26 protein-coding genes are annotated in these 23404 nt (G+C 64.5%); 13 read left to right on the top strand and 13 right to left on the bottom strand.

What is annotated here, in order from left to right:
• Positions 1 to 153 precede the first annotated feature (153 nt).
• The 7 genes from NED97_RS06885 to NED97_RS06855 form a co-directional block, all read right to left on the bottom strand.
• Positions 154 to 561 carry a hypothetical protein gene (locus NED97_RS06885; protein WP_252489974.1) on the bottom strand — a complete coding sequence of 136 codons (408 nt, stop codon included), beginning with the start codon at positions 559 to 561 and terminating at the stop codon, positions 154 to 156.
• Between the two features lie 78 nt (positions 562 to 639).
• Positions 640 to 1995, bottom strand: coding sequence for an aminotransferase class III-fold pyridoxal phosphate-dependent enzyme (locus NED97_RS06880; RefSeq protein WP_252489973.1), 1356 nt, complete (start codon positions 1993 to 1995; stop codon positions 640 to 642).
• Positions 1996 to 2046: 51 nt separating this feature from the next.
• A complete protein-coding gene (locus tag NED97_RS06875; protein WP_252489972.1) occupies positions 2047 to 3339 on the bottom strand; it encodes an MgtC/SapB family protein in 1293 nt (430 codons plus the stop codon).
• Between the two features lie 101 nt (positions 3340 to 3440).
• A complete protein-coding gene (locus NED97_RS06870) occupies positions 3441 to 3722 on the bottom strand; it encodes a hypothetical protein (RefSeq protein ID WP_252489971.1) in 282 nt (93 codons plus the stop codon).
• Between the two features lie 3 nt (positions 3723 to 3725).
• On the bottom strand, positions 3726 to 4001 hold the full coding sequence (locus NED97_RS06865) for a PadR family transcriptional regulator (RefSeq protein ID WP_252489970.1): 276 nt from the start codon (positions 3999 to 4001) through the stop codon (positions 3726 to 3728).
• A 446-nt stretch (positions 4002 to 4447) separates the two neighbouring features.
• Complete coding sequence (locus NED97_RS06860; protein WP_252489969.1) at positions 4448 to 4594, bottom strand: hypothetical protein; 147 nt, start codon at positions 4592 to 4594, stop codon at positions 4448 to 4450.
• A 314-nt stretch (positions 4595 to 4908) separates the two neighbouring features.
• Positions 4909 to 5562, bottom strand: coding sequence for a hypothetical protein (locus tag NED97_RS06855; RefSeq protein WP_252489968.1), 654 nt, complete (start codon positions 5560 to 5562; stop codon positions 4909 to 4911).
• Positions 5563 to 5868: 306 nt separating this feature from the next.
• Here NED97_RS06855 and NED97_RS06850 point away from each other — a divergent pair, with 306 nt between their 5' ends.
• Complete coding sequence (locus NED97_RS06850) at positions 5869 to 6879, top strand: lysylphosphatidylglycerol synthase transmembrane domain-containing protein (RefSeq protein WP_252489967.1); 1011 nt, start codon at positions 5869 to 5871, stop codon at positions 6877 to 6879.
• 45 nt (positions 6880 to 6924) lie between these two features.
• On the top strand, positions 6925 to 7647 hold the full coding sequence (locus NED97_RS06845) for a DUF7117 family protein (RefSeq protein ID WP_252489966.1): 723 nt from the start codon (positions 6925 to 6927) through the stop codon (positions 7645 to 7647).
• Between the two features lie 30 nt (positions 7648 to 7677).
• On the opposite strand, the gene NED97_RS06840 is transcribed toward NED97_RS06845, so the two are convergent.
• The 3 genes from NED97_RS06840 to glyA form a co-directional block, all read right to left on the bottom strand.
• Complete coding sequence (locus tag NED97_RS06840; RefSeq protein ID WP_252489965.1) at positions 7678 to 8571, bottom strand: bifunctional methylenetetrahydrofolate dehydrogenase/methenyltetrahydrofolate cyclohydrolase; 894 nt, start codon at positions 8569 to 8571, stop codon at positions 7678 to 7680.
• 293 nt (positions 8572 to 8864) lie between these two features.
• On the bottom strand, positions 8865 to 9266 hold the full coding sequence (locus tag NED97_RS06835) for a hypothetical protein (RefSeq protein ID WP_252489964.1): 402 nt from the start codon (positions 9264 to 9266) through the stop codon (positions 8865 to 8867).
• 92 nt (positions 9267 to 9358) lie between these two features.
• A complete protein-coding gene (glyA, locus tag NED97_RS06830; RefSeq protein WP_252489963.1) occupies positions 9359 to 10606 on the bottom strand; it encodes a serine hydroxymethyltransferase in 1248 nt (415 codons plus the stop codon).
• A 148-nt stretch (positions 10607 to 10754) separates the two neighbouring features.
• On the opposite strand from glyA, the gene NED97_RS06825 reads away from it, so the two are divergent.
• The 7 genes from NED97_RS06825 to NED97_RS06795 all read left to right on the top strand — a co-directional run bounded on the left by NED97_RS06825 (position 10755) and on the right by NED97_RS06795 (position 17897).
• Positions 10755 to 12866 (top strand): hypothetical protein, encoded by a 2112-nt coding sequence (locus NED97_RS06825; RefSeq protein ID WP_252489962.1) that lies wholly within the window; start codon positions 10755 to 10757, stop codon positions 12864 to 12866.
• A 454-nt stretch (positions 12867 to 13320) separates the two neighbouring features.
• On the top strand, positions 13321 to 14139 hold the full coding sequence (gene tbsP, locus NED97_RS06820; RefSeq protein WP_252489961.1) for a transcriptional regulator TbsP: 819 nt from the start codon (positions 13321 to 13323) through the stop codon (positions 14137 to 14139).
• Positions 14140 to 14512: 373 nt separating this feature from the next.
• Positions 14513 to 15217, top strand: coding sequence for an RNase P subunit p30 family protein (locus tag NED97_RS06815; protein ID WP_252489960.1), 705 nt, complete (start codon positions 14513 to 14515; stop codon positions 15215 to 15217).
• Positions 15201 to 15845 carry a class I SAM-dependent methyltransferase gene (locus tag NED97_RS06810; protein ID WP_252489959.1) on the top strand — a complete coding sequence of 215 codons (645 nt, stop codon included), beginning with the start codon at positions 15201 to 15203 and terminating at the stop codon, positions 15843 to 15845. The genes NED97_RS06815 and NED97_RS06810 overlap by 17 nt, the downstream gene beginning before the upstream one ends.
• Positions 15842 to 16327: an Rpp14/Pop5 family protein gene (locus NED97_RS06805; RefSeq protein ID WP_252489958.1), complete on the top strand. Its 486-nt coding sequence runs from the start codon at positions 15842 to 15844 to the stop codon at positions 16325 to 16327. The genes NED97_RS06810 and NED97_RS06805 overlap by 4 nt, the downstream gene beginning before the upstream one ends.
• A gap of 4 nt (positions 16328 to 16331) precedes the next feature.
• Entirely contained in the window at positions 16332 to 17087 is a 756-nt protein-coding gene (gene psmA / locus NED97_RS06800; protein WP_252489957.1) for an archaeal proteasome endopeptidase complex subunit alpha, read from the top strand.
• Positions 17088 to 17171: 84 nt separating this feature from the next.
• Entirely contained in the window at positions 17172 to 17897 is a 726-nt protein-coding gene (locus tag NED97_RS06795; protein ID WP_252489956.1) for a ribosome assembly factor SBDS, read from the top strand.
• A gap of 17 nt (positions 17898 to 17914) precedes the next feature.
• Here NED97_RS06795 and NED97_RS06790 read toward each other — a convergent pair whose 3' ends face one another.
• Positions 17915 to 18229 (bottom strand): FUN14 domain-containing protein, encoded by a 315-nt coding sequence (locus NED97_RS06790; RefSeq protein WP_252489955.1) that lies wholly within the window; start codon positions 18227 to 18229, stop codon positions 17915 to 17917.
• Between the two features lie 287 nt (positions 18230 to 18516).
• Between NED97_RS06790 and hflX the strand changes: the two genes are divergently transcribed.
• Positions 18517 to 19818: a GTPase HflX gene (hflX, locus tag NED97_RS06785; protein ID WP_252489954.1), complete on the top strand. Its 1302-nt coding sequence runs from the start codon at positions 18517 to 18519 to the stop codon at positions 19816 to 19818.
• A gap of 28 nt (positions 19819 to 19846) precedes the next feature.
• Here the strand turns inward: hflX and NED97_RS06780 are convergent, their stop codons facing one another.
• Entirely contained in the window at positions 19847 to 20050 is a 204-nt protein-coding gene (locus tag NED97_RS06780) for a hypothetical protein (RefSeq protein ID WP_252489953.1), read from the bottom strand.
• A 191-nt stretch (positions 20051 to 20241) separates the two neighbouring features.
• Between NED97_RS06780 and NED97_RS06775 the strand changes: the two genes are divergently transcribed.
• Positions 20242 to 21399 carry a thiolase family protein gene (locus tag NED97_RS06775; RefSeq protein ID WP_252489952.1) on the top strand — a complete coding sequence of 386 codons (1158 nt, stop codon included), beginning with the start codon at positions 20242 to 20244 and terminating at the stop codon, positions 21397 to 21399.
• Positions 21396 to 21773 (top strand): PhlB family protein, encoded by a 378-nt coding sequence (locus tag NED97_RS06770; protein ID WP_252489951.1) that lies wholly within the window; start codon positions 21396 to 21398, stop codon positions 21771 to 21773. Before NED97_RS06775 ends, NED97_RS06770 begins: the two co-directional genes overlap by 4 nt.
• On the opposite strand, the gene NED97_RS06765 is transcribed toward NED97_RS06770, so the two are convergent.
• Positions 21752 to 22525 (bottom strand): DUF7547 family protein, encoded by a 774-nt coding sequence (locus NED97_RS06765; protein ID WP_252489950.1) that lies wholly within the window; start codon positions 22523 to 22525, stop codon positions 21752 to 21754. The two genes, NED97_RS06770 and NED97_RS06765, sit on opposite strands and share 22 nt — an antisense overlap.
• A gap of 122 nt (positions 22526 to 22647) precedes the next feature.
• Here NED97_RS06765 and NED97_RS06760 point away from each other — a divergent pair, with 122 nt between their 5' ends.
• The gene (locus NED97_RS06760) at positions 22648 to 23400 is read left to right on the top strand and encodes a ribonuclease H-like domain-containing protein (RefSeq protein WP_252489949.1); all 753 of its coding nucleotides are present in this window, start codon (positions 22648 to 22650) and stop codon (positions 23398 to 23400) included.
• Positions 23401 to 23404 lie beyond the last annotated feature (4 nt).

Genomic DNA, 23404 nt, shown 5'->3' with positions numbered 1-23404 from the left:
ATACGTCGGCTCCCGGCCGGCGGCGTCGAAGTGCCGATAGCCGACGAAGACGCCTTCGTCGCAGTGAACGCCACCCTCGACGCCCGGAAACCGATCTCGCCGGCCGTCGAATACGCCTTTTTGGGCCGACTGCGTCGGTATTAGCGCCGGTCGCTATCGCTCTCCGTTCGAGTCGTCCCGCGTGTCGTCGGAGGCGTCGTCGGTCGACCTGTCGTCGAGGTCGTCGATATCGTCGATCGAACCGGCGTCGAGGTCGTCGGCGTTCTCGGACTCGAGGTCGTTCATCGCGACCGAAGAGCCCTGTCCCTCCGGATCGATCGCCTCGTCGAGGAGGTCGGGATCGGCTATCGCCTCCAGTCCCTCGTTTTCGGCCGTGGACTGGAGCAGTTCGACGTCGACGGATTCGTTGATGCGATCGGAGTCGGCGGCCGCGTTCAGCGCCCGCCGGACGGCGACGTATCCGACCAGCACGGCCCCTCCTGCGGCGACCGCACCCGGAACTCCGTAGCGTTTGTAGCCGAATTTTACTGCTTTCTGCCCCACGGTGAGTGCACCGATCATAGTGGCTACTGTAGCACCGGTGACGGCAAGAGCGTGCGGCTTTCGTGGGGAAGCGAATCGGTACGAAGCGACGCGATCCTACGAGGATGGCGTCCGGATCTCCGCGGCGACGTCGTCGATCGCCTCGAGGAAGAGATCCGCACCGAGGTCGATCTCCCGTTCGGTAACGTCGAGCGGCGGCAGCAGTCGAAGCGTCTTGTAGCCGCAGCCGAGCGTGAGCAGCCCGCGCTCGAACGCGGCCTCGACGACGGCTTCCCGTCGCTCCTTGGTATCGAACTCCACGGCGAGCATCAGCCCGCGTCCGCGGACGTCGATCAGTCCGGGCGCGTCGGACTCCTCGAGACGGCTCCGGAGGTGGTCGCCGCGCTCGCGGGCGTTCTCGAGGAGGTTCTCCTCGTGGATGGTATCGATCGTCAGCACGCCCTGCATCGCGGCCATCACGTCGCCGGCACCCCAGGTCGACGAGAGTCGTCCCGTCTCCTCGGGGAAGACGTCCGACCGGGAGATGGTCGCACCGACGCGAAGCCCCTTCGCGCTGGTGATGACGTCGGGCGTGAGATCGAGGTGATCGACGCCCCAGAGTTCGCCGGTTCGACCCAGCCCGGACTGGATCTCGTCGGCGATGATCTTCAGGTCGTAGCGCTCGCGCAGCTCCTCGAGGTCGCGAGCGAACTCGGGGTGGGCGACGCGGTAGCCGCCTTCGCCCTGGATTGGCTCGAGGATGATGTACGCGACCTCCGCGGGGTCGACGACGCCGCGGTCGGGATGGAGTTTGTCGGCGATGACGTTCCCGCCGGGACCGTCGGTCCGCCAGTCTGCCTCGTAGGCCTCCCGTGTGGATGGATAGGGGACGCTGATCACGCCGGGCACTTCGGGGTAGCCGGTGCGGTGAACGGCCTTCGAACGATTGAGCGACAGGGCACCCAGGGTGCGGCCGTGGAACGCGCCGTCGAAGGTGAACGCGCGGTGGCCGCCGGCGGCGTAGCAGCTCTTGATCGCGTTCTCGACGGCCTCCGCGCCGGAGTTCGAGAGGAAGACCCGATCCATGTCGTAGTGGTCGGTCATCGCGATCAGTCGATCCTGAAGCTGGGTCGGGCCGGGGAACTCGGGTTCCTCCGGCGGCCAGCCGCCGCTGACGTAGAAGTCCTGGCCGGCGATCTTCAGCGGATCGACGAGATCGAACTCCTCGAGCTTCTCGCGGATGACGGGGTTGTTGTAGCCGAGCGGGGCGGCGGCGACGTGACTCGTGAAGTCGAGCAGGACGTTGCCGTCGACGTCCGTACAGAACGGACCGGTCGCCTCGGCTTGGGCGTCCCAGACGAATTCGTAGACGTACGTGCTCGGAGCGGCGTACTGGTGGTGGTACTCGGCCCACCGTTTCGCTCGCTCACCGGGAATCGTCTCCACCTCGGGTTCGACCGTATCGCGGTCCATGCAGTCCTGTTGGACCGCATCAATTAAACATGTCCGACCTGTTCGTCGCCGTTAGATGACGACGACCAGGGTCGCTAACGCACCGCCGAGCAGCAACAACGCGCTGTAGGCTGCGACCTGGTTGCGGAAGCGGTGGTTCGAAGAGGTTGCCACCAGCGCGGCCTTGACCAGAATGCTCGAGACCGTCGCCAGCAGGATCGCGATCGTCGCCTCCGGAGCGGTGAGCTGTCCGCCGCGGTAGAGGACGACGGCCGACGTGGTCGCACCCGCACTCGAGACGAAACCGCTCGCGACGGCGGTCGCGTAGAAACCCAGCGTCCCGAACCACGTCTCCGCGAGCGACCCGAACACGAGCACGACGAGGAAGACGGCGCCGAACGCGAGCGCGTTCTTCATCGAGAACGGACTCTCGAGCTCCATCGCACCGGATTCGCTCCAGTCGGCCGTGAGTCCGGCGATAGCGAACGCCACGAGGATGACGGCTCCGAGCGGAACGATTGCTTCGAGAAGAACGGCGGTGCCGCTGCCGATCGTGAAACCGACGGCGATCGCGAGGTTCCGCGCGGCCATCGCCGCGTTCGCCAACAAGATTGCGGCGACGGCGTACGAAGCGGCCTCCGGTCGCTGGCGAACGTGATCGAGCATGGTCCCGACGACGGCCGTCGACGAGGCGAGCCCGCCGAAAAAGCCCGTAACGGCGATACCGCGACCGCCGTACGTCGAGACGATCGCGTAGTTGACGATCCCGATACCGGCGACCGCGACGACCATCAGCCAGATAACCTGCGGCTCGAGCGGGATCGTCAGGCCGCCGAGATCGAGGGCCGTCTCGGCCGGGAGCAGCGGATAGATAACGAACGCGAGAATGGCGAACTCGACCGTCGAGCGCATCTCCTCCCGAGAGAGCCCCCACGCGAACTCGTGGAGTTCCCGCTTCAGTACGAGCAGCAGCGACGAGAGTACGGCGACGGTGATGCCTTCGATAATGAACCCGGCTGCCACGAGCGCACCGACGCCGTAGGCGACGAGCATCGAGACCGACGTCGTCAGCGAGAGCCCGGCCTCCTCGTCGCCCATGAGTCCCTGCGTGGCGAGCAATATTCCCTGGACGATCACGAGCAGTCCACCGAGAATCAGCAAACTCTCTCCGATGTCCGTCTCGAGTACGAGAATCGTGAAGACGGCGGCGAGGAGACTGATCAGCGAGAAGGTCCGGATCCCGGCAGATTTCTGTGACCACTCGCGCTCGAGTCCCAGGAACAGCCCGAGCGCGCCGGCGAGCGCGATCCGAACGACGGTTTCGTCGAGCGGCCCCTCCGCGACCTGCAACGTGACCTCGTTCACTCCACGTAGTTCACCGCGGGCGCACATAAACGGTCTGCCGGATTTCGAACCTCATCGGCGCCCGGGCTGGGGACCTCTTCCGCCGAGCGATACCTCGGATCTCACCGCACTCCACCGCGATCGTCGGTCGTTCGCTCCCGGAGTCGCTCCCCGTCTCGAGGACAGTACTCGTGGTCCGGGTCCGTCGTCTCGAACCCGCAGCGGGGGCACCGGCGATACTCGCGTTCGGGTTCGGTACCGCGGCTCCCGCCGGGAAACAGAAACGGAACGAACGGAAGGAACAGAAACAGCAGGAACGTGTCGAGGTATATCCAGGCGATGACACTCACGGCGAGTCCGGCCCCCAGTCCGACGATCGCGGTAACCGCCCGTGAGGAGACCACGCCCTACAGATCGACGTACTGGGCTTCCCACTCCCTGCGCGCCTCGAGTTCCCGGCGACCGCGGCGAGTCAGCGTATAGAAGTTGGTTCGCCGGTCTCGGCGCCCCTTCTCGACGAGACCCTTGTCGACGAGGGTATCGAGGTTCGGATAGAGGCGGCCGTGGTGGATCTCCTTCTCGTAGTACTGTTCGAGTTCCTCCTTGATCGCCAGTCCGTGGGGCTCGTCCTCGCCAGCGATGACGTAGAGTAGATCACGCTGGAATCCTGTCAGGTCGTACATTGGGAAAGTACCACCTGTTCTTACTGTCGAATTTTAATAAGGCTATCGGGTTGTTTCGGTCGAAACAGGGATATTACCATCGAAGATAGCTGTTTCGGCCAGTTTTAAATAGTAATCTCAGTGATGGATCGGACGGCTCTGGATACATAATACTAGTTTCATGTTTACAGTGCGTCTCGTTTGTACCGGTGTCCGTACCACTGTTATCTGGCACTACTCGGACAGCTGCAAACGAGTTGCTAACCGCTCGGACGTGAGTCAGCAACAGGAAACAGGAAAGCAGTCGTACGACGGAAAATGTCGCACGACCGCTTGCCGCCCTGAATTGGTCCCCGCTGACGCTTCGGCCCTCCAAGCGAAGCGTCACTTGAAAGATTCCGCTCCCTGTACTTAAACATGTCGCAACCGGCTGACCAGATGATACGTCTCGCCGGACTGTGGGACGCTCAGATGTGTTCCTCTTCGAGCACCCAGCCGAGCGCACGTTTATAGTGGGTAAACATCTCTCTGACGCCGTCGTGTCGCATCTCCTCGCTCTCGAGTTGCTCCTCGAGGAACTCGTACTGCTCCCGGATTTCTTCCTCGTCACGCATACCCCCCACTACCTCGGTGACACGCAAAAAAGCTCGCCGTGACCGACTGCTAGTGAGTCGTTAGCACGCCCGCGCTCGATCCGTAATCGCCACTCGAATCCGTTTCAGGGGTAAGTGGTGTCTTTCGCCTTCACAAAAGACCCTTGTTACCGAATCGCAAGGGGAGACCTAACAGCGGCGTGGTTTCAACTCCGTCGACCAGATCGACTCAGTTCGAACGCTACGGACCGCTTCCGGTCTCGGTTCGGCTCGAAAAAGCGAATAGGACACATCGACGGCGTCGGTTCGGAGTCGATTCGGGCGCGGCCGGCCGATCAGATGCCGTCGTCGTCCTCCTCTTCTTCGTCGGTCTCGCTGTCTTCGCCATCCTCGCCGAGCGTCACCGTAACTTCCTCGTCGTCGCCGTCGATCTCGACGTCCTCTTCGGCTTCTTCGCCCTCGTGTTCGGCGGTCACGGTGTAGTCGCCGTCCTCGAGGTCCTCGAACTCGACTTCACCGTCCTCGTCGGTTTCGTCTTCCCAATCGTCTTCGTCCATCTCCTCGTCGTCTTCTCCCGTTCCGTCGTCATCTTCCGTCTCATTACCGTCTTCGCCCATTCCGTCGTCTTCCTCCGTCTCATTATCGTCTTCTTCCGTCTCATTACCGTCTTCGCCCGTTCCGTCGTCGTCTTCCATCTCGTCGTCATCGTCCAGCATGTCCGCTTCCTCGAGGGTGACGGTCGCACCCTCGGCGGGTTCACCTTCCTCGTCTTCGACGGTTACCGTCAGCGTGTAAGTCTCGTCCTCGTCGTCGCCCATCGTGTCGTTATCTTCCTCGCCGTCAGCACCCGGCTCCTCTTCGTCGTCGTTCATCATCTCGTCGTCTTCCTCGTCGCCAGGGCCCTCGTCGGCACAGCCGGCGAGCACGAGCGCACTTGCGGTACCTGCTGCAGCAACGAACTTACGTCGGTTGAGTTCTGGGCGTGACATATCTCCAGATAGAACGCTCACATTGGTTTCGATGTGGCCTGCACCTGCCGTACGTTAATGACCTATTGAAAAGTAGACAGGATCTCATGACTCTCATCGGACACGTATCGTTCACCGATCGAGAACGTCATCGAACGAGAATCGGTTGGCGGAACGCTCGTCTCCGGGAACGGCGAACCAATAGCGGGGTGTTGCCCGGTTAAACACGCATCGTGAGTGCGATCCACAACGCAACGAGTGATTTTCCGCGGCGACAGCCGCACGAAGATGACAACACAATTGAATACCCGGTGCGACGTTAGCGTTGTGAAACGACGGATCGCGGTCGGGTTCACGTTCGCCGTGTTTCTCCTCGTAGTCCTGATAAGTGTCGTCGGCAGCCAGGATCTTCTCGCGGAGCTCTCACGGGCGGATTACCGTCTCCTCACGTTCGGCGTTCTCTCCGGGCTCCTCGCGCTGACGTTTCGCGGACTGGTCTGGGAACAGTTCCTCTCGCTGATCGACGAGGGTCTCTCCCGCGGACAGATCGCGGGGCTGTTCCTGACCGCGATGTTCGTCAAGTACGTCACGCCGTACGGACAGATCGCGACGGAGCCATTCGTCGCTTACCTGGTCTCTCGAGACGAGGAGATGGCTTACGAGGACGGACTCGCGAGCGTTCTCTCCGCGGACCTCCTGAACTACGCTCCCTACTACACGTTCGGTTTCGCCGCGCTCGGACTGATCGTCGCCGACGACGCGCTCGGTGACGGGTTGATCAACCAGTTCGTGGCCTTCGGCGTGCTGTTTCTCGTTATCGCCACCGTCGTCGTCCTCGTCGTGCGGCAACCCGAACTCGTCTACTCGCTGGTCGTTGGCGTGGCGAACGTCGTTCGTCGTCTTATCGGTCGATTCACCACCCGGTTCGACGACCGTCTCGCCGCGGAATCCGTTCGGAGCCGTCTCGAGGGGTTCTACGCCACCGTCGGCACGATCACGGCCGACAGACGAACCGTGGTCGTCGCGGCCGCGTACGCCCATCTCGGGATGGCCTTTCTCATGCTCCCGGTGTACGTCGGGGCGGCGTCGCTCGGCTATCAGCTCCCGCTTTCGGTCGTCGCCCTCGCCGTCGCGTTCGGAAAGCTCGGCTCCGCCGTCCCCGCACCCGGCGGCACCGGCGGCGTCGAGGCGATGGTTACGGCCGTCCTCACGACCCTCGGGGGTCTCAGCCCGGCAGCCGCCCTGACCGTCGCGCTCATCTACCGCGCCTGTACGTACTGGCTCACGATCGGCGTCGGCGGGGCGGCTGCCGGCGTCCTGTTGCTCCGCGAGCCGTAGCGCAGGTCGATGGGTCTTTTGGGCGTTCCGACCGTAGCCTCGCACATGAAGATCCGGGGCGAGCGCGAGTGTCAGGACTGCGGGACGCGTTGGTCGTACTACGAGACCGGCAGCGTCGGCTGTCCGGCCTGCGGCAGTCTCCGCAGCGTCGGACTCGACGACCGAACCGAACACACCGACCTGTCGGTCGAGTTCGACCTCACCGGCGTGCGAAACGCCATCGACGACGTCTCGACCGACGACCTCGCGGATCGTTCGCGCGAGCACGCGCGAGAATACGTTCGCCGTCGCGGCTTCATCAGCGCCGGCGACCTCCGCGAACTCGACGACACCTACCTGGCGGCGGCCGAACTGCTTCACGTCGCCGACGTCGTCGGCCGCGAGGTCCGCCTCGAGGAGCGCGAGGAACTGTACTTCCTCTCGCTGTTGCGCGACGCCGACGAGGGCGAGCGGCCGCCGATCGACGGGGTTCCGCCGACGCTCCGGGGCGCTCGCGGACTCGCGTACGCGAACGCGGTTCGCGAGTACCGTCGAGATATCCGGACCTGGACCGAAGACCGGGAGCTGACGCCGGCCGAGCGCGCCGCCGTAGAGACGCTCGGCGAACACGTCAAGCGGATCCGGATGCTCGACGGCGAGGTCGATCCCCGAACGGCCGAGCGGCTGGTCGACGCGACCCGCGACCTCGCGAACGGACTCCGCGGCGACGACCTCGCGTTCACGCAGGCGCAGGAACGACTCGAGGGACTCGAGTTCGGGGTCGAGTGAAGAAAAGCGTCGACGCGTGAACGGTCGTCGTCAGGGAAGGTCGACGGCCACGTCCTCCTGCTGGCTCGCGGCTCTGACAGTGTTGTAGAGCAACATCGCGCGAGTCATCGGGCCGACGCCGCCGGGAACGGGCGTGATCGCGCTGGCCTGCTCCTCGGCGCTCTCGAACTCGACGTCGCCGACGAGTTCGTACCCCTTCTCGGTGTCCGCCTCCACACGGTTGACGCCGACGTCGATCACGACTGAACCCTCGCCGATCATCGAGCCGTCGATCAGTTCGGGGGCACCCGCGGCCGCGACGACGATATCTGCGCGTCGGGTTTTTTCTGCGAGATTCTTCGTCCGGGAGTGACAGACGGTGACCGTCGCGTTGCCGTCCTCGGCCTTCTGGATCAGCAGGTTCGCCAGCGGCTTGCCGACGATGTCCGACCGACCGACGATCGTCACGTCCGCGCCCTCGAGGTCGACGCCGGCGGACTCGAGGAGCTTCTGGACTCCGTGGGGGGTACACGGACGGAACCGAGCGTCGCCGGCGACGAGTCGGCCGACGTTCTCGGGGTGGAAGCCGTCGACGTCCTTGCGCGGATCGACCCGGCGGATCACGTCGCGGTAGTCGACGTGGTCCGGAACGGGGGCCTGGACGATGTAGCCGTGGACCGCCGGATCGTCGTTGAGGTCCGCGATCGCGTCGTACAGTTCCTCGGGCGGGGCGTCGCCGTCGACGTCGACGTGGATGCTCTCGATTCCGACCTCCTCGCAGTCGCGCTGCTTCATGTTGACGTAGGTCTGGCTCGCGGGGTCGTCGCCCATCAGCACCGTTGCCAGCCCCGGTCGCGCGCCGGCGTCGGCCAGGTTCTCGATCGCGCCCGTCAGGTCGTCACGGATCTCGCTCGCGACGGCCTTGCCGTCGATGATCTCGGTCATCACTCGAGTGGGCGGCCGCGAGGCTAATCAACCCTCGGGTTCGTGCCCATACTCATGCTCGAGAACAGCAACATATCCATGTTCGTGTGGTAACTCGAGGGTTCCTGTCGTGAACAGAGTATGGCCGTCCTCGACGACCAATCCGGTTCGCCAACGGCAATCGAACGGGACCAATCCGACGAGCGTCGCGGCTCCGCCGAGGCCCACTACAATAACAACTGAAACGGTTCACACACCGATCGCACAGCCGCCGTGCGGTCGAATGTGCACTGAATTCCAGTAGCTACTATAGTTCAGCGACTCGTTCCCGGCTCCGAGAACTCCCACTCCGAGGTATCGCGCACGTCGGTGACCGCGACGTCGTACTCCGAGACGGCGTCGCGGTACTCGGGATCGTCCGCCGTCTCGATCAGCTGCTCCGCCTGCCGTTCGTGCACCTCGCGGGCAATATCGAGTGCGGTCTCGTCGACGTCGTCGGTTTCCGCCTCGTCGATCGCGTTCACGACGAGCATCGGGAACTCCTCGCGCCGGTCGTCGTCGACGGTCCAGTCGGTCGGATCGCCGGGACTGGCCCGCATCCGGTCGGCGAGCGCCGAGACGTCGATCGCGAGCGTCGATGCCGTCGTCTCGTCGGTCTCTCTGAATTCGTGTAATCGATCGTCGTCCATCGTCGTGCCGGTCGGACGCTTCGACATGGCCGGCCGTACATCGAGGGGCCGGATAAGCCGCGTGCCAGCGACTGACAGTCCCGGCGAGCGCGAGCAAAAAAGCGGTCGGAGACGGTTCCCTACTCGTAGAGCGGATTCTCCTCACAGAGCGCCGAGACCTCGTCGCGAGCCTCGGCGATGACGTCCTCGTCGTCGGGCGCGTCGACGACTCGGGCGATCAGGTCGGCGACGGTTCGACAGTCGTCTTCGTCGAAGCCGCGAGTCGTCAGCGCGGGCGTGCCGGCGCGGATCCCCGACGGATCGAACGCGGAGCGGGTTTCGCCGGGAACGGTGTTCCCGTTGAGGACGATGTCGGCCTCCTCGAGGGCCTCCTCGGCGTCACCGCCGCTGGTGTCGGGGTGGCTCTCGCGGAGGTCGACGAGCACGAGGTGGTTGTCGGTCCCCCCCGAGACCAGCGAGAAACCGTGCTCGGAGAGCTGGTCCCCGAGCGCTTTCGCGTTCGCGACCGTCTGCTCGGCGTAGTCTTCGAACTCGGGCTCGAGCGCTTCCTCGAAGCCGACGGCCTTGCCGGCGACGTTGTGCATGAGGGGACCGCCCTGACCGCCGGGGAAGACCGCCGCGTCGATGTCGTCGGCGTGCTCCTCGTCGCACATGACGATGCCGCCGCGTCCGGAGCGGATGGTCTTGTGAGTGCTGCCGGTGACGAAGTCGGCGACGCCGACCGGCGACTCGTGAGTGCCGGCGGCGACGAGCCCCGTGATGTGAGCGATGTCGGCGAGGTGGAGCGCGCCGACGTCGTCGGCGGCCTCCTGGATTCGGCCCCATTCGACCTCGCGCGGGTACGCCGAGTAGCCCGAGACGATGATATCGGGTTCGAACTCGTCGGCGTGCTCGGCGAGGCCTTCGTAGTCGAGGTAGCCCGTCTCGGTGTCGACCTCGTACTGTTCGACCTCGTACAGCTGTCCCACGAAGTTCGCGGGGTGGCCGTGGCTCAGGTGCCCGCCGTGGGTCAGATCCAGCGAGAGAATCTTGTCGCCGGGCTCGAGCATCGCGAAGTAAACCGCCTGGTTGGCCTGCGTGCCGGAGTGGGGCTGGACGTTGACGTGCTCGGCGCCGAACAGCTCCTTCGCGCGGTCGATCGCGAGCTGTTCGACCTCGTCGGCGTGCTCGCAGCCGCCGTAATACCGGGAACCGGGGTAGCCCTCGGCGTACTTGTTCGTCAGAATGCTCCCCTGAGCGTCGACGACGGCGCGACTGACGTGGTTCTCGCTGGCGATCATCTGGAGCGAGTCTCGCTGGCGATCGACCTCCGCTTCGAGAGCGTCGGCGACGGCGGGATCGACCTCCCGGACGTGCTCGTGTTCCATGTCTGGTGTGCGGTCTGGTGACCGTATAAGTGTACCCGTCTTCGGCGAGTCGTGCCAGTATACGCGCGGTCGCGTTCGGCCCGTCGGCCGTCACGAAGAGGTCCCGTCCGATACACCTAACTTATCGGGCGAACATTCAGCGTACCGAATGATAGAGTGGGCGTCAGCGGGGGATACGCTCCACGTCATGGACACGGACAACGCGGAACTCTCGGTAGAGGGATCTAATCTCGCGGTCTCCGGATCCGGCCGAGAGATTTCCCGTCCGGTCGACGAGACGGTCACCGTCACGACGGACGAACTCCGGTTCCCGCACGCGATCGTCTACGCCTTCGCGCTCGGCTCGAGCACCCGATACGAACTCGATCACAGCGGTGACCCCCTCTCCCTGCCGCCCAGCGAGTACGTCGTCGACGTCGACACGGAGATCAAGAGCTACCTTCGCTTTTCCGGGCCGGCCACCATCGAGAAGACCGACGACTTCGAGTCGATCGTGGTCTCGTTTCCGGAACGAACGCGCGTCATCGTCGGCTTCAGAAGCCGCCACGAGTTTCCCGCGGGGACGATAACCGTCCCCGACTCGCCGGCCGACGTCGCGACCGCGATCACCCACCTCGCGTCCTCGCACAAGACCGACCGACCGGATCGCACCTACCCGACGCTCCGCGGACACCCGCCGCTGATCGAGTCCGGCGACGAGCTCGACATTCCCGACGAAATCCGGTCCAGGAGACACGACACCGGGATCGAACTCGTCGTCCCGCCCTGTTACGAGTCGCTGTACGTCACTGCACCGCTCGCGTACTACCTCCAGGCGACGGTGCGAACGACCGACGGAGACCCCGGAAGCCGCGGAACCGACGGCGGCGGCCGCACGCGACCCCGACTTCGAATTCCTGATCACGGAATCGAAACACGGCTCACGTCCATGCCCGGTCTCGAGCGGTCCGTCGAACGGCTCCTCCGCAAGACCTTCTTCCTGGACTGTTTGGTTCGCAACGCCGGCCCTTACGGGACGTCGCTCGCGGAGTCGAGCCTCCTCGAGGTGCTAGGACTGGACGGCAACAGCCTCTACGAGACGTCCGCGGCCGATCGACTCGCGGCGTACCTCGACGTGCCGTACGAGGCGGTCGAACACCGCCTTCCCGAGTGGCACCTCGCGACGTACGTGAGTCCCGACTACGAACTCGCCGAGACGCTTCCCTTCCTGCTCGACCGCATGAGCATGCTCTACACGCCGCGAACGTCCGAACTCGAGGGGCGGGAACTGATCGAACGCTCCCTGGCCGACTTCTACCGCGGCGGCGACGAACCGTCGGGGCCGAGGGCTCACTCCGGACGGGTCGCCTCGGTGGATATCGTCAAGCCGGATCTCAGAGACGCGCGGATCCACGGCTGGCTCGCCGACGGGGTTCCGATCGACGTGTTCAAATCCACACCCGCAGCCTACCACAACCGCCTCGAGTACCTCGAGCGCTCGAGCGAGTCGACCTCGATCTGCGTCGTTCTGAACGATCCCGATATGGCCGGCGAGCACGACGACGTCGCGGCGATCTACCGCCGTCGATCGAAGGAGGTGACGATGGACGTTACCGTCGAGGAGGGGCTCACGACGGCCGAACTCGCCCGCGTGTTCGAGGACGACTACGACTTCGTCCACTACATCGGCCACTGCGAAACCGACGGACTCCGCTGTACCGACGGCTACCTCTCGACCGCGAGCCTCGAGCAGTGTTCCGCACAGACGTTCTTTCTCAACGCCTGTGGCTCCTTCTACCAGGGGATGAATCTCGTCGAGAAGGGGAGCGTCGCGGGCGCGGTGACGTTCAGAACGGTCCTGAACGACCACGCCGTCAAGGTCGGTTCAACGTTCGCTAAACTCCTCGTCCACGGATTCAGCATCGAACGGGCGCTGCGTCTCGCGCGCAGACGCATCATGATGGGAAAGGACTACGCCGTCGTCGGTGACGGCACCCACTCGCTCACCCAGAGCGACAGCCGTCTTCCGGCGACGGCGACGCTCGAGGAACTCGAGGACGACCGCTACCTGCTGACCTTCGATTGTTACTCGACGCGCGCAACTGGATCGTACTACGTTCCGCACACCGTAGACCAGGAGTACGCCTACCTCTGTGGCAACGAATCCAGTTTTACGGTGACCGGATCGGAGCTGTCGTCGCTGCTCAGGGACACCGAGGCGTCCGTCATCTACGACGGTGACGTCTACTGGTCCGAAGAACTCTGGCCGCAGTTCGCCTGAGACGGACGGAACGACTGACGGGTTTCGACGACCGCTCGGTCGAGACCTCCAAAATCGCCGGTAGGCAGTGTGACCGATCTACGGGCCGCTATAGGTGCTTATGCCGCTGGCGCGGATAAGTCGCTGTTCCACCTGCCGATCCATCAACTGTCGTTCGACGAAGTCGCACACCGTCCGTAGCCGATAGTCAATGACTCCCATACGATCTTACAATAACAGATGGAGGTTATATATTTATTGTAATATTCGATACAACTACAGGTAGAGGGCAGATTTCCGACAGTAACAATCAGAATCAATATACGTAAAATAATATATTCTCCAGCCGGTGAACAACTATGGAGAATTGATGGGTTCTGGATCAAAAAGTCCAGTTCAGCCGTCGTGAAAGGGTTCTGACGGCGAAACGGCCACCAAAATTAAGTAATTGTATCTCGTTTACTTCTGTACTGGCATGACCTCGAATTTACTCAACCACCAAATTGACGATATCCTCGAATCGATCCTCGAAGATGCGTCCGGGGACGTCTACATGGTCAATCCCTCCTGGGATGCCATCGAAGAGTTCGTCTCCGTCGCGACGTCGTTCGACGGGACGCTCCCGTCGGTACACATGCTCGCCGACGAACGCACGCTCAAGGACGTCATGGACGACTTCATCGTCGCCTCGAACGCCGCCGACCTCATCACCGAGGACGCGCTCGCGCTTCGGACCCTCGAGGAGGCTCCCGAGAACTCGCTGCTGATCACCGAAGACCGCGTCGTCGCCGTCGTCCACGCCGGCGACCGCGTCGGCGGACTCATCACCGACGACGAGAGTTTCGTCGAGGACACCCGCGACGCCTACGCGGCCCGCTGGGAGGACGCCCCGACGTTCAACCTCCGGACGCCGCCGATCACGAACGTCCGCGAGACGCTCTCCGAGGAGATCAGTCCCGACGCCGAGGAGGACTTCACCGCGATCCTCAACTCGCTCGAGACCGCCCGCGGCGACGGCGACGGCCTCGACGAAGTCACCATCTCGCTGCTCGTCGCCGCCAAAAACGAGGCGCTGCTCTACGACATCAGCAAGTGGGGCGAAGACGTCGGCATCGCCTCGAAGGCGACGTTCAGCCGAACGAAGACCAAACTCGAGGATATGGGCCTGATCGACACCGAGAAGGTCCCGATCGATGTCGGCCGTCCGCGCCTGCGCCTGAAGATCGGCGACGATCGCCTCAACGAGGCCGACAACGGTCAGCTCGCGACAGTGGCACAGAGCATTCTCAACTAACAACCTTTTACTCTGTCGTTCGAGAGAGCAGAGCTCTCTCGCGATGACGAAACGCCGAAGGCGTCTCGAACCACGTTTGTTCCGCGCCGACGGCAGCGTAGCTGCCACACGGCGCGTCGGCACTCAGTAAAAGGTTGATCAAAAGCGCTCCTCCCTCCGTTCGCTCGTCCTTCGTCCTCGCTCACATCGGTCGTCGGCCCGCTCGCGCCTGTGGCGCTCGCGGTGTATCTCGGTGAACGGCCTGCCTTTCCCCGAGTCACGCGCCCTCACGTTCGTTCGGTCGCGTTCCTGGCCGTTCGTTGCACTTGTTGCTTCCATCGTCGGGCTGGTCCGTGGCGCAACGCCCAAGTCGCAGCCGTGAGACGGTTCGAGTATGTACGAGGCCGTCCACGCCCACCCCGACGGAGAGAGCACGGTCGCCAGGCTCGCGAAAACGGCGGCCGACTACGGCTTCGAGGGCGTGGTCGTGCGCAACCACTCGAGCGACCGGGCCGACTACGACGCCGACCGGATCGCCGACGAGTACGGGATCGACGTCGTCGAGGGCGTCGAGATCCGAGCCGACGACCCCGAGCAGGCCAGCGGCTCCGTCGGGAACTACCGCCCCTCCCACACCATCGTCGCCCTCGAGGGCGGCTCGAACGCCCTGAACCGGTTCGCCGTCGAGCAGCCGAAGATCGACGTCCTCGCCGGGCCGATGGCCGGCAGTGGCGACGTCAACCACGTCCTCGCGAAAGCCGCCGTCGAGAACGGCGTTCGACTCGAGTTCAACCTTTCAGGCGTGCTCCGGGCGAGCGGCGGCCGCCGCGTGCGGACCATCCAGTCGCTGCAAAAGCTGGGTGAGATCGTCGACTACTACGACGCACCCTACGTCGTGAGCGCGGATCCGCGCTCGCACCTCGAACTCCGCGCACCCCGAGAGCTGAAGGCGCTCGGCGAGGAGATCGGGTTCTCGAGCGACTTTATCGAGGACGGGCTCGCCGAGTGGGGGCGACTGATCGAGCGGAATCGTCAGATCCAGTCCGAGTCGTTCATTGAGCCGGGGGTCGAACGGGGCAGGTATGAAGAGGAATCTTGAGGATCACGCGGCCCGCTTCGACGAGAAAGCCAGCGAGTACGACGATTCGAAGTCCGAGGAGTACCGCGCCTGTGCGAACCTGGTGATCGAACACGCCAGCCCCGAGAGCGATGCCGTCGTGCTCGACCTGGGGACCGGAACGGGCGCTATCGCGCTCGCCCTCGCGCCCGACGCAGAGCGCGTGGTCGGCCGAGATATCAGCGAGGGGATGATGGACGAGGCCAGAGCGAAGGCCGAGGAAGCAGGGCTCGATAACCTCGAGTTCGACCGCGGAACCTTCCGCGAACCCGAGTACGACGGGCCGGTCGATGTGGTGACCTCGAACTTCGCGATGCACCACCTCTCCGACGAGCAAAAGCGCGAAGCGATCGACGTGATCGCGGACCTCGAGCCGCGTAAATTCATCCTCGGCGACGTGATGTTCTTCGGCGATCCGGACCCCAGCGAGCCGTTCTACTCGCCCGACGTCGACGACCCCGCGACCGTCGGAACCCTCGCGGACGCCTTCACGAACGCGGGGTTCTCGCTGACCGCCGTCGAACGCGTCCACGACCAGGTCGGCGTGCTGGTCGCCGAGCGCGGTCCGATGGCCGGCGCCGAGACGCCTGAGACGCAGCCACGCGAATGAAACACCTGCCAAAACATCTCCAGCCCCGCTGGCGATACCTCACCGTCGAACTCGAGGGGTGGCCCGACGCCTCGATCGACAGGCGGGCGTTCCAGCGGGAGTGCTGGTACGCGGGCCAGAACCTGCTGGGCGATCCGGGCAGCGCGGCGGCCGATCTGACGGTCGTCAGGTTCGAGTTCGGCGAGGGAGTCGGGTCGGCGATCGTCAGGGTGCGCCGCGGCGAGACGGAGCCCGCTCGAGCGGCGATCGCCTGTATCGACGAGATAGACGGCTCTCCGGTCGGAATTCGGATCCGCGGTATCAGTGGTACGATCCGTGCCGGTGAAGAAAACTATTTAGGACGCCGCCGGCAAGAATCCGAAGAGAGAAACGTCGTGTTCGGGAACGAGGAGCGAGTCGCCGTCGTGCGCGACGGGTCTGCAGACGTGCGACTCGATGATGCGTTTGCGGGTGCGACAGACCTCGATTACAATCTAGCGTGATACTATGCAGGGACAACAACAACAGCAGGCATACGACCGAGGCATCACGATCTTCTCGCCCGACGGCCGACTCTACCAGGTCGAGTACGCTCGCGAGGCGGTCAAGCGAGGAACAGCAAGCATCGGCGTTCGAACGAGTGATGGTGTCGTTCTCGCCGTCGACAAGCGAGTCCCGTCGCCGCTGCTCGAGGACTCGAGCGTCGAGAAGATACACAAGGCCGACAACCACGTCGGCATCGCCAGCGCCGGCCACGTCGCCGACGCTCGCCAGCTGATCGACTTCGCCCGCCGTCAGGCACAGGTCAACCAGCTGCGCTACGGTGAGCCGGTCGGCGTCGAGACGTTGACGAAGGAAGTTACCGACCACATCCAGCAGTACACGCAGGTTGGCGGTGCCCGCCCGTTCGGCGTCGCGCTGATCGTCGGCGGCGTCGAGAACGGCGAGGCGCGCCTGTTCGAGACCGACCCCTCCGGCACGCCCTACGAGTGGAAGGCCCTCGCCGTCGGCTCCGACCGCGGCGAACTCCAGGAGTACCTGGAGGAGAACTACGACGACGAGGCCGACCTCGACGGCGGCATCTCGCTCGCGCTCGACGCGCTCGCGTCGGTCAACGACGGCTCCTTGCTGCCGAACGAAGTCGGACTCGCCACCATCGACGTCGAGACGGAGCGCTTCGAACAGTTCGACTACGACCGCATCGAGAGCCACCTCGAAGAGAACGACCTGCTCGACGACGGCGAAGACGAGACCGACGAGTAATCGAGCGTCACGGGGTCGACGATAACCCGCCGACGGCGTCTCGGCAGGAAAAGCTCTTTTAACCGGCCGGAGGTATGCTCCGGTATGATATCACTCGACGAGGCGGTGACTGCGCGACTCGAGTCACACGGGGCGCGCTTCGAAGTGCTGGTCGACCCGGACGCGGCACTCGAGATCAAGCGCGGCGAGTTCGAGGGCGACCTCGAGGAGGTTATCGCTGCCGAAGACGTGTTCGAAAACGCCGCCCGCGGCGACCGTCCGGCCGAAGACGACCTCGAGACGGTCTTCGAGACGACCGATCCCCTCGAGATCATTCCCGAGGTAATCAGGGAAGGGGAGATCCAGATCACCGCAGAGCAGCGCCGCGAGATGCAAGAGCAGAAGCGCAAACAGCTGATCGATACCATCACGCGCAACGCCGTCAATCCCCAGATGGACAACGCGCCCCATCCCCCGGAGCGGATCGACAACGCGCTCGAGGAGGCGGGGTTTACGGTCGACCCGATGGAACCGGTTCAACAGCAGGTCGACGACGCGCTGGACGACCTGCGACCGGTGATCCCGATCCGGTTCGAGGAGGTGACGATGGCCGTCCAGATTCCCGCGGAGTACGCCGGAAGCGCCCAGTCGAAGATCCGCGGATTCGGCGACCTCGAACGCGAGGAGTGGCAGGCCGACGGCTCGTGGATCGGCGTACTGACGTTCCCGGCCGGGCTACAGAACGACTTCTACGACACCGTCAACGAGCACTCGAGCGGCGAGGCCGAAACCGAACTCATCAAGGATAAAGACGATCTCGATACGCGGTAGGCGTCCGGCCGGATAAGCTACCCTCTGTAGAAGCCGACCAGGAAGCCGCTGGTAAAGCCGGCACCGAGCGACAGCGTCGAGAGGACCGATTCGAGCCAGTGGACCTCCGTTCCCGGCGTGTACTCCTGGGCGCCGACGAGACCGGCAGAGAGGCGATTCCAGTCCACGACGACGATCTCCTGGGACTCGAGATACCGAAAGAGCATCAGCTGTACGCCGACGATGACTGCGAGCAGCTTTGCGATTTTCTTCGCTGCGAAGCCGATGAGTCCACCGACCACCGCACCAGCACCGAACTCGAGCCCGAGCGCCGTCGGATCGACGTCGATCATCACGGCAGGCATTCGCGTCACCGATAATGACTGTTGTGGCTCCGACCGGCGTTCGACCGCCGCCGTGTGACAGCGTATCGTGCACGGGATTCAAGACGATCCGACGCATAACTCGACATATGTGCTACGGCAGTCGAACGGAGGTGTTCGGCCGGCATCAGTAGCGTGTCCGGGCGCGCGCGCCGTTACACGAGCGGCGAACGCGCCACGACGACGGCTGATCGTACCGGTGACGAGCGATCCGTCTCGAGTACGCACGCACGCCCGATGCACGCAGGACCCCCCGCATGAACGCGATCATTGCCAAACGCGTCGATACCGGAACCGCAGATACGACCGAGATCCGTGACCTCGCCCAAGCCGCGGGCTACACCGTCGTTGGCGAACTCACACAGTCGCGAACGGCGGATGCGGCCCTCCAGTTCGGCGAAGGAAAGGCCGAGGAACTGGCCGAGACGGCCGAACGGACCGAAGCGACGACGGTCATCTTCGACAACCGGCTCGGTCCGTACCAGACGTACAACCTCGGCCAGCTGCTGCCCGAGGGGGTGGAAGTCATCGATCGGTTCACGCTGATCCTCGAGATCTTCGGCCAGCGCGCCCAGACCCGAAAGGCCCAGCTCCAGGTCGAACTCGCCGAACTCCGCTACGAACTGCCGCGCGCCGAGGCCAAGACGAGCCTCGCCAAACGCGAGGAACACCCCGGCTTCATGGGCCTGGGCGAGTACGACGAGAGCCGCGAGCGGGACATCAAGGCCCAGATCAGCCGCATCAAGGACGAACTCGAGCAGATCGAACAGACCGAGGAACACCGCCGGGAGCGTCGGCGGGATTCGGGCTTCGATCTGGTCGCACTCGCCGGCTACACCAACGCCGGAAAATCGACGCTACTGCGCCGTCTCGCGTCCGATCTCGACGTCGAGGAGAACGAGGATCTCCACCCGGACCTCGACACGACCGCCGAATCACAGGACAAGCTGTTCACGACGCTCGGGACGACGACCCGGCGAGCCGCGATCGAGCCGCGGGACGTGCTGGTGACCGACACCGTCGGCTTCATCAGCGATCTGCCCCACTGGCTGGTCGAATCGTTCAAGTCGACGCTCGATTCGGTCTACCGGGCGGATCTGGTCCTGCTTGTCGTCGACGTCAGCGAGGACGTCGACGAGATCCACGAGAAGCTGGTCACCTGCCACGACACCCTCTACGAGCGCAACGAGGCGCCGATCGTCACGGTGCTCAACAAGACCGACAAGGTCGACGAGGAGGAACTCGAGACGAAGCGGAAAGCACTCTCGGCGCTCGCACCGAACCCCGTCGTCGTCAGCGCCAGGGAGGGGACGAACGTCGATGGGCTGCTCGAGCGGATCGACAGGGAACTCCCCGACTGGGAGGAGGAACGACTCGTCCTCCCGATGACCGAAGACACGATGAGCGTCGTCTCGTGGCTTCACGACAACGCTCACGTCGAGGACGTCACCTACGGCGACGACGACGTCCTCGTCGCCTTCGAGGCGCGGCCCGCCGTGATCTCGCAGGCGCGCTCGCGGGCGAGCGAGCTCCAGACGACCGCGGCGGAATCGGCGTAGTTCGCCCCTCGAGCGCCCCGTTCGGCTCTCACTCCGTTCCGACTCCGCTGGGCGAGCCGTCGCTATCGACGCTCTCGAGGTCGTCGACGAGGACGAAATCGGTCGAGCCACAGCTGCAGCCGTCGCTACCGATCGTCTGAATGTCGCCGTCGGGCCAGCGCCTGGCCGCGTAAACGGAGCCGCACTCGATACACTCTGCTAGCTCTCGTGTCACATCGTCCCTGTTCGCCATTCCCCACCGATTCGAACGGCTTGTTCCCCTAATGAGCGTTTCTATCCACAAATTATTCACAGATATAGCAGCAGAGAGCCGACATTTTCGACGCCTCGACGACGGCGCTCCCCATGCCGTCCCGAGCCCACCGCTCTCGAACGCTGCCGCGACCCCCTCCATATAAATCGCTGACTCGAGTCCCGTAGGATATGGAACGTGTTGCAATCATCGGCTGCTCGATGACCCAGTTCGGGCAACGCGAGGGCTGGATCCAGGACCTCCTCGCCGAGGCCGGACTCGAGTGTCTCGAGGACGCAGGCGTCGACGCGACGGACGTCGAACACCTGTACGTCTCGAACATGGCCAGCGGCGAGTTCGAGGGACAGACCGGCGTGATGAACGGACTGGCACACGACCTCGGCGCGATACCCGCGTACACGCAGCGAATCGATCAGACGAGTTCCAGCGGCGGTGCGGGGATCTACGCCGCCTGGCAGTCGGTCGCCAGCGGCGCCAGCGAGATGACGCTGCTCGTCGGCGGCGAGAAGATGACCCATCGGACGACCGGCGAGGCGACCGACGTCATCGCGTCACTCACTCACCCGGTCGAATACAAGACGGGCGTCACGCTCCCCTCGTTTGCGGGGATGACCGCGCGTCACTACCTCGAGCGGTTCGACGCGCCCCGCGAGAGTCTCGCGAAGGTCGCCGTCAAGAACCACAAGAACGGCGTCGACAACCCTCACGCGCAGTTCCGGAAGGAAGTCGACCTCGAGACGGTGCTCGAGTCGCCGATCGTCGCCGACCCGCTGCGGCTGTACGACTTCTGTCCGATCACGGACGGCTCGGCGGCCCTCATGCTCTGTCCGGAGTCTGTCGCCGAGGAGTACGCCGACGACTACGTCCTGATTTCGGGGATCGACGGCGCGACCGACACGCACGTCGTCCACGAACGGGAGGATCCGACCGTTATGGGCGGCGTCGTCGAAAGCGGGAAGGGCGCTTACGAGATGAGCGGCCGCGACCCAGAAGATATCGACGTCGCGGAGCTCCACGACATGTTCACCATCCTCGAGTTCCTCCAGATGGAAGGACTGGGCTTCGCCGACCAGGGCGAGGCCTGGAAGCTCGTCGAGGAGGGGTACACGGAGCGAGACACCGGCGAACTGCCGATCAACACCTCCGGCGGCCTCAAGTCGAAGGGGCATCCACTCGGGGCGAGCGGCGTCGCACAGGGCGTCGAGATCTACGAACAGCTCGTCGGCGAGGCCGGTCCGCGACAGGTCGAGGCCGACGTCGGCCTCTGCTGTAACGTCGGCGGCTTCGGGAACTGCGTTATCACCACGATCATGGAGGCAGCACGATGACGATGGAAGCAACCCGCTACGACGACGGCACGATCAGCTACCCCGGCCACCCGCGCAGCCGGAACGGCGCGGAGCCGGTCGAGACGATCGATCTGAGCGAGCACACCGCGAAGGTCGTGACGTGGACGACCAGCACCGCAACCCCGCCCGGCGTCCGCGAACCGAACCACCTCGCGATCGTCGAGTTCGACGTCGGCGACGCGGTCGACGAGGACGAGGAGTCCGTCCGGGCGCTCGTCCAACTCACCACCGGCGACGTCGAGACGGGCGACGAGGTCCGCCCCGTCTACGCCGAGGAGCTTCGCGAACCCGGTGCCGGCATCAGAGAGCCCGAGAGTCAGGACTGGGACGGCTACCGGTTCGAACCGGCCTGATCGTCGCCGTCGTCTTCGTTTTCGGTACTGTCGCGTCCGTCGTTCGCGCCTTCGGCGTCCTCCGAGTCTTCCGCGTCGCTGCCGTCCGTCTCGTCCCCGTCCGGGCGTTCGTCCGGCGTGTACCGGTCCTTGAGCGTCTCGAGTTCCGCATCGACGTCGACGCTCGGATCGGGGTCGTCCGCGAGGTCCTCGGCGTCGCCGGCGGAATCCACGCCCTCGCCCGAGTCTTCGATGTCGATCTGAATCGGTCCCCTCTGGTCCGGATCCCGGTCGTTCACGGCGCGCTGTAGTCGGCTGTCGACCTCGTCGCGGAGTTCGCGCGCCTCCGTGAGGAGATCGCGCGCGTCCTCGTCTGCGGGCAGCGATCCGTCGGATGCCGCCCGCTGGAGTTCGGCCAGCACGGTGTCCAGTTGCGAGAGGGTCGTCCGGCGCAGGTCGCTCGCGCGCGTCCTCGTCCGGTCTGTCGTCTCGTCGACCTGCTCGCGAACCTCCCGTTCCGTTCGGACGATCTCGAGTCCGCGCTGGACGGCCTCGAGCGCGCGCACGCTCGACTCGAGGCCCGCGAGCAGCGCCGGAATGGCGACCTCGTCGGCCACCCGAAGCAGCTCACGGGGCGTCGGCGGACGAAGCGCGGGCGGTCGACGCGGCGTCCGGTTTCGCGAGTCCTCGAGTTCGGTTCGAAGTTCGTCGATCGTTCGCGTGAGCTCCCGGATGGCGTCGGCGAGGTCGTCGTCGTCGTCGGACTCGGCCATACCTGCTCTACGGCCGCCGGGATGAAAAGCCGGGTGATCGGTGAGATTTCCGTTCGATCACCTCTCCCGATCCGCTCGTGCGGAACCAAGCGCTTTTGCCCCGCTGGGTCCCCTACACGGGTGTGCGAATCGAGAACAGTTTCATTCCCGTCCGGGGCGTCGGGGAAGTCACCGAACGCCGGCTCTGGGAGAACGGAATCACCCACTGGGAGGAGTTCGACGGCAGCGTCGTCGGCGAGACGGTCGCCGACCGGATCGAGTCGTTCATCGACGAGGGGTGGGATCACCTCGAGCGCGGCGACGTCTCCGTCTTTGCCGACGCGCTGCCGGCCGCGAGCCGGTGGCGCCTCTACGAGAACGTCCGCGAGGAGACCTGTTTTCTGGACATCGAGACGACCGGTCTCGACGCGAGCTGTAACGACGTGACGACGGTCAGTCTCCACCGCAACGGCGAGACCAAGACGTTCGTCAACGGTCGGGACCTGACCGCTCGGCGGCTGGCGTCGGAACTCGAGCGGGCGTCGCTGCTCGTCACCTTCAACGGACAGCGCTTCGACGTACCGTTCCTCGAGACGTGTTACGATCTGGACGTCACGGTGCCCCACGTCGACCTCATGTATCCGTGCAAGAAGGTCGGCCTCGACGGCGGACTGAAGACGATCGAGCGCGATCTCGGCATCGACCGTGATATGCCCGATCTCAGCGGCCGCGACGCCGTTCGGCTCTGGCACGAGTACGAGCGCGGGGACGACGGCGCGCTCGAGACGCTCGTCGAGTACAACCGTGCGGACACGAAGAACATGGAGCCCTTGATGAATCTCGTCGCGGATCGTCTTCACGAGTCGGTGTTCGAAGCGGCGTGCCGGGGCGAGTAACCGC

It is taken from the genome of Natronococcus sp. CG52 (assembly GCF_023913515.1).
GTDB lineage: Archaea > Halobacteriota > Halobacteria > Halobacteriales > Natrialbaceae > Natronococcus > Natronococcus zhouii.
This window is presented reverse-complemented; position numbering and strand designations above follow the sequence as displayed.

Excerpts from the sequence above, each read along its gene's own strand:
- NED97_RS06885 (WP_252489974.1), bottom strand. The coding sequence starts at position 561 with ATGATCGGTGCACTCACCGTGGGGCAGAAAGCAGTAAAATTCGGCTAC.
- NED97_RS06880 (WP_252489973.1), bottom strand. The coding sequence starts at position 1,995 with ATGGACCGCGATACGGTCGAACCCGAGGTGGAGACGATTCCCGGTGAG.
- NED97_RS06865 (WP_252489970.1), bottom strand. The coding sequence starts at position 4,001 with ATGTACGACCTGACAGGATTCCAGCGTGATCTACTCTACGTCATCGCT.
- NED97_RS06860 (WP_252489969.1), bottom strand. The coding sequence starts at position 4,594 with ATGCGTGACGAGGAAGAAATCCGGGAGCAGTACGAGTTCCTCGAGGAG.
- NED97_RS06855 (WP_252489968.1), bottom strand. The coding sequence starts at position 5,562 with ATGTCACGCCCAGAACTCAACCGACGTAAGTTCGTTGCTGCAGCAGGT.
- NED97_RS06845 (WP_252489966.1), top strand. The coding sequence starts at position 6,925 with ATGAAGATCCGGGGCGAGCGCGAGTGTCAGGACTGCGGGACGCGTTGG.
- NED97_RS06840 (WP_252489965.1), bottom strand. The coding sequence starts at position 8,571 with ATGACCGAGATCATCGACGGCAAGGCCGTCGCGAGCGAGATCCGTGAC.
- NED97_RS06835 (WP_252489964.1), bottom strand. The coding sequence starts at position 9,266 with ATGTCGAAGCGTCCGACCGGCACGACGATGGACGACGATCGATTACAC.
- glyA (WP_252489963.1), bottom strand. The coding sequence starts at position 10,606 with ATGGAACACGAGCACGTCCGGGAGGTCGATCCCGCCGTCGCCGACGCT.
- NED97_RS06825 (WP_252489962.1), top strand. The coding sequence starts at position 10,755 with ATGATAGAGTGGGCGTCAGCGGGGGATACGCTCCACGTCATGGACACG.
- tbsP (WP_252489961.1), top strand. The coding sequence starts at position 13,321 with ATGACCTCGAATTTACTCAACCACCAAATTGACGATATCCTCGAATCG.
- NED97_RS06815 (WP_252489960.1), top strand. The coding sequence starts at position 14,513 with ATGTACGAGGCCGTCCACGCCCACCCCGACGGAGAGAGCACGGTCGCC.
- NED97_RS06810 (WP_252489959.1), top strand. The coding sequence starts at position 15,201 with ATGAAGAGGAATCTTGAGGATCACGCGGCCCGCTTCGACGAGAAAGCC.
- NED97_RS06805 (WP_252489958.1), top strand. The coding sequence starts at position 15,842 with ATGAAACACCTGCCAAAACATCTCCAGCCCCGCTGGCGATACCTCACC.
- psmA (WP_252489957.1), top strand. The coding sequence starts at position 16,332 with ATGCAGGGACAACAACAACAGCAGGCATACGACCGAGGCATCACGATC.
- NED97_RS06795 (WP_252489956.1), top strand. The coding sequence starts at position 17,172 with ATGATATCACTCGACGAGGCGGTGACTGCGCGACTCGAGTCACACGGG.
- NED97_RS06790 (WP_252489955.1), bottom strand. The coding sequence starts at position 18,229 with ATGATCGACGTCGATCCGACGGCGCTCGGGCTCGAGTTCGGTGCTGGT.
- hflX (WP_252489954.1), top strand. The coding sequence starts at position 18,517 with ATGAACGCGATCATTGCCAAACGCGTCGATACCGGAACCGCAGATACG.
- NED97_RS06780 (WP_252489953.1), bottom strand. The coding sequence starts at position 20,050 with ATGGCGAACAGGGACGATGTGACACGAGAGCTAGCAGAGTGTATCGAG.
- NED97_RS06775 (WP_252489952.1), top strand. The coding sequence starts at position 20,242 with ATGGAACGTGTTGCAATCATCGGCTGCTCGATGACCCAGTTCGGGCAA.
- NED97_RS06770 (WP_252489951.1), top strand. The coding sequence starts at position 21,396 with ATGACGATGGAAGCAACCCGCTACGACGACGGCACGATCAGCTACCCC.
- NED97_RS06765 (WP_252489950.1), bottom strand. The coding sequence starts at position 22,525 with ATGGCCGAGTCCGACGACGACGACGACCTCGCCGACGCCATCCGGGAG.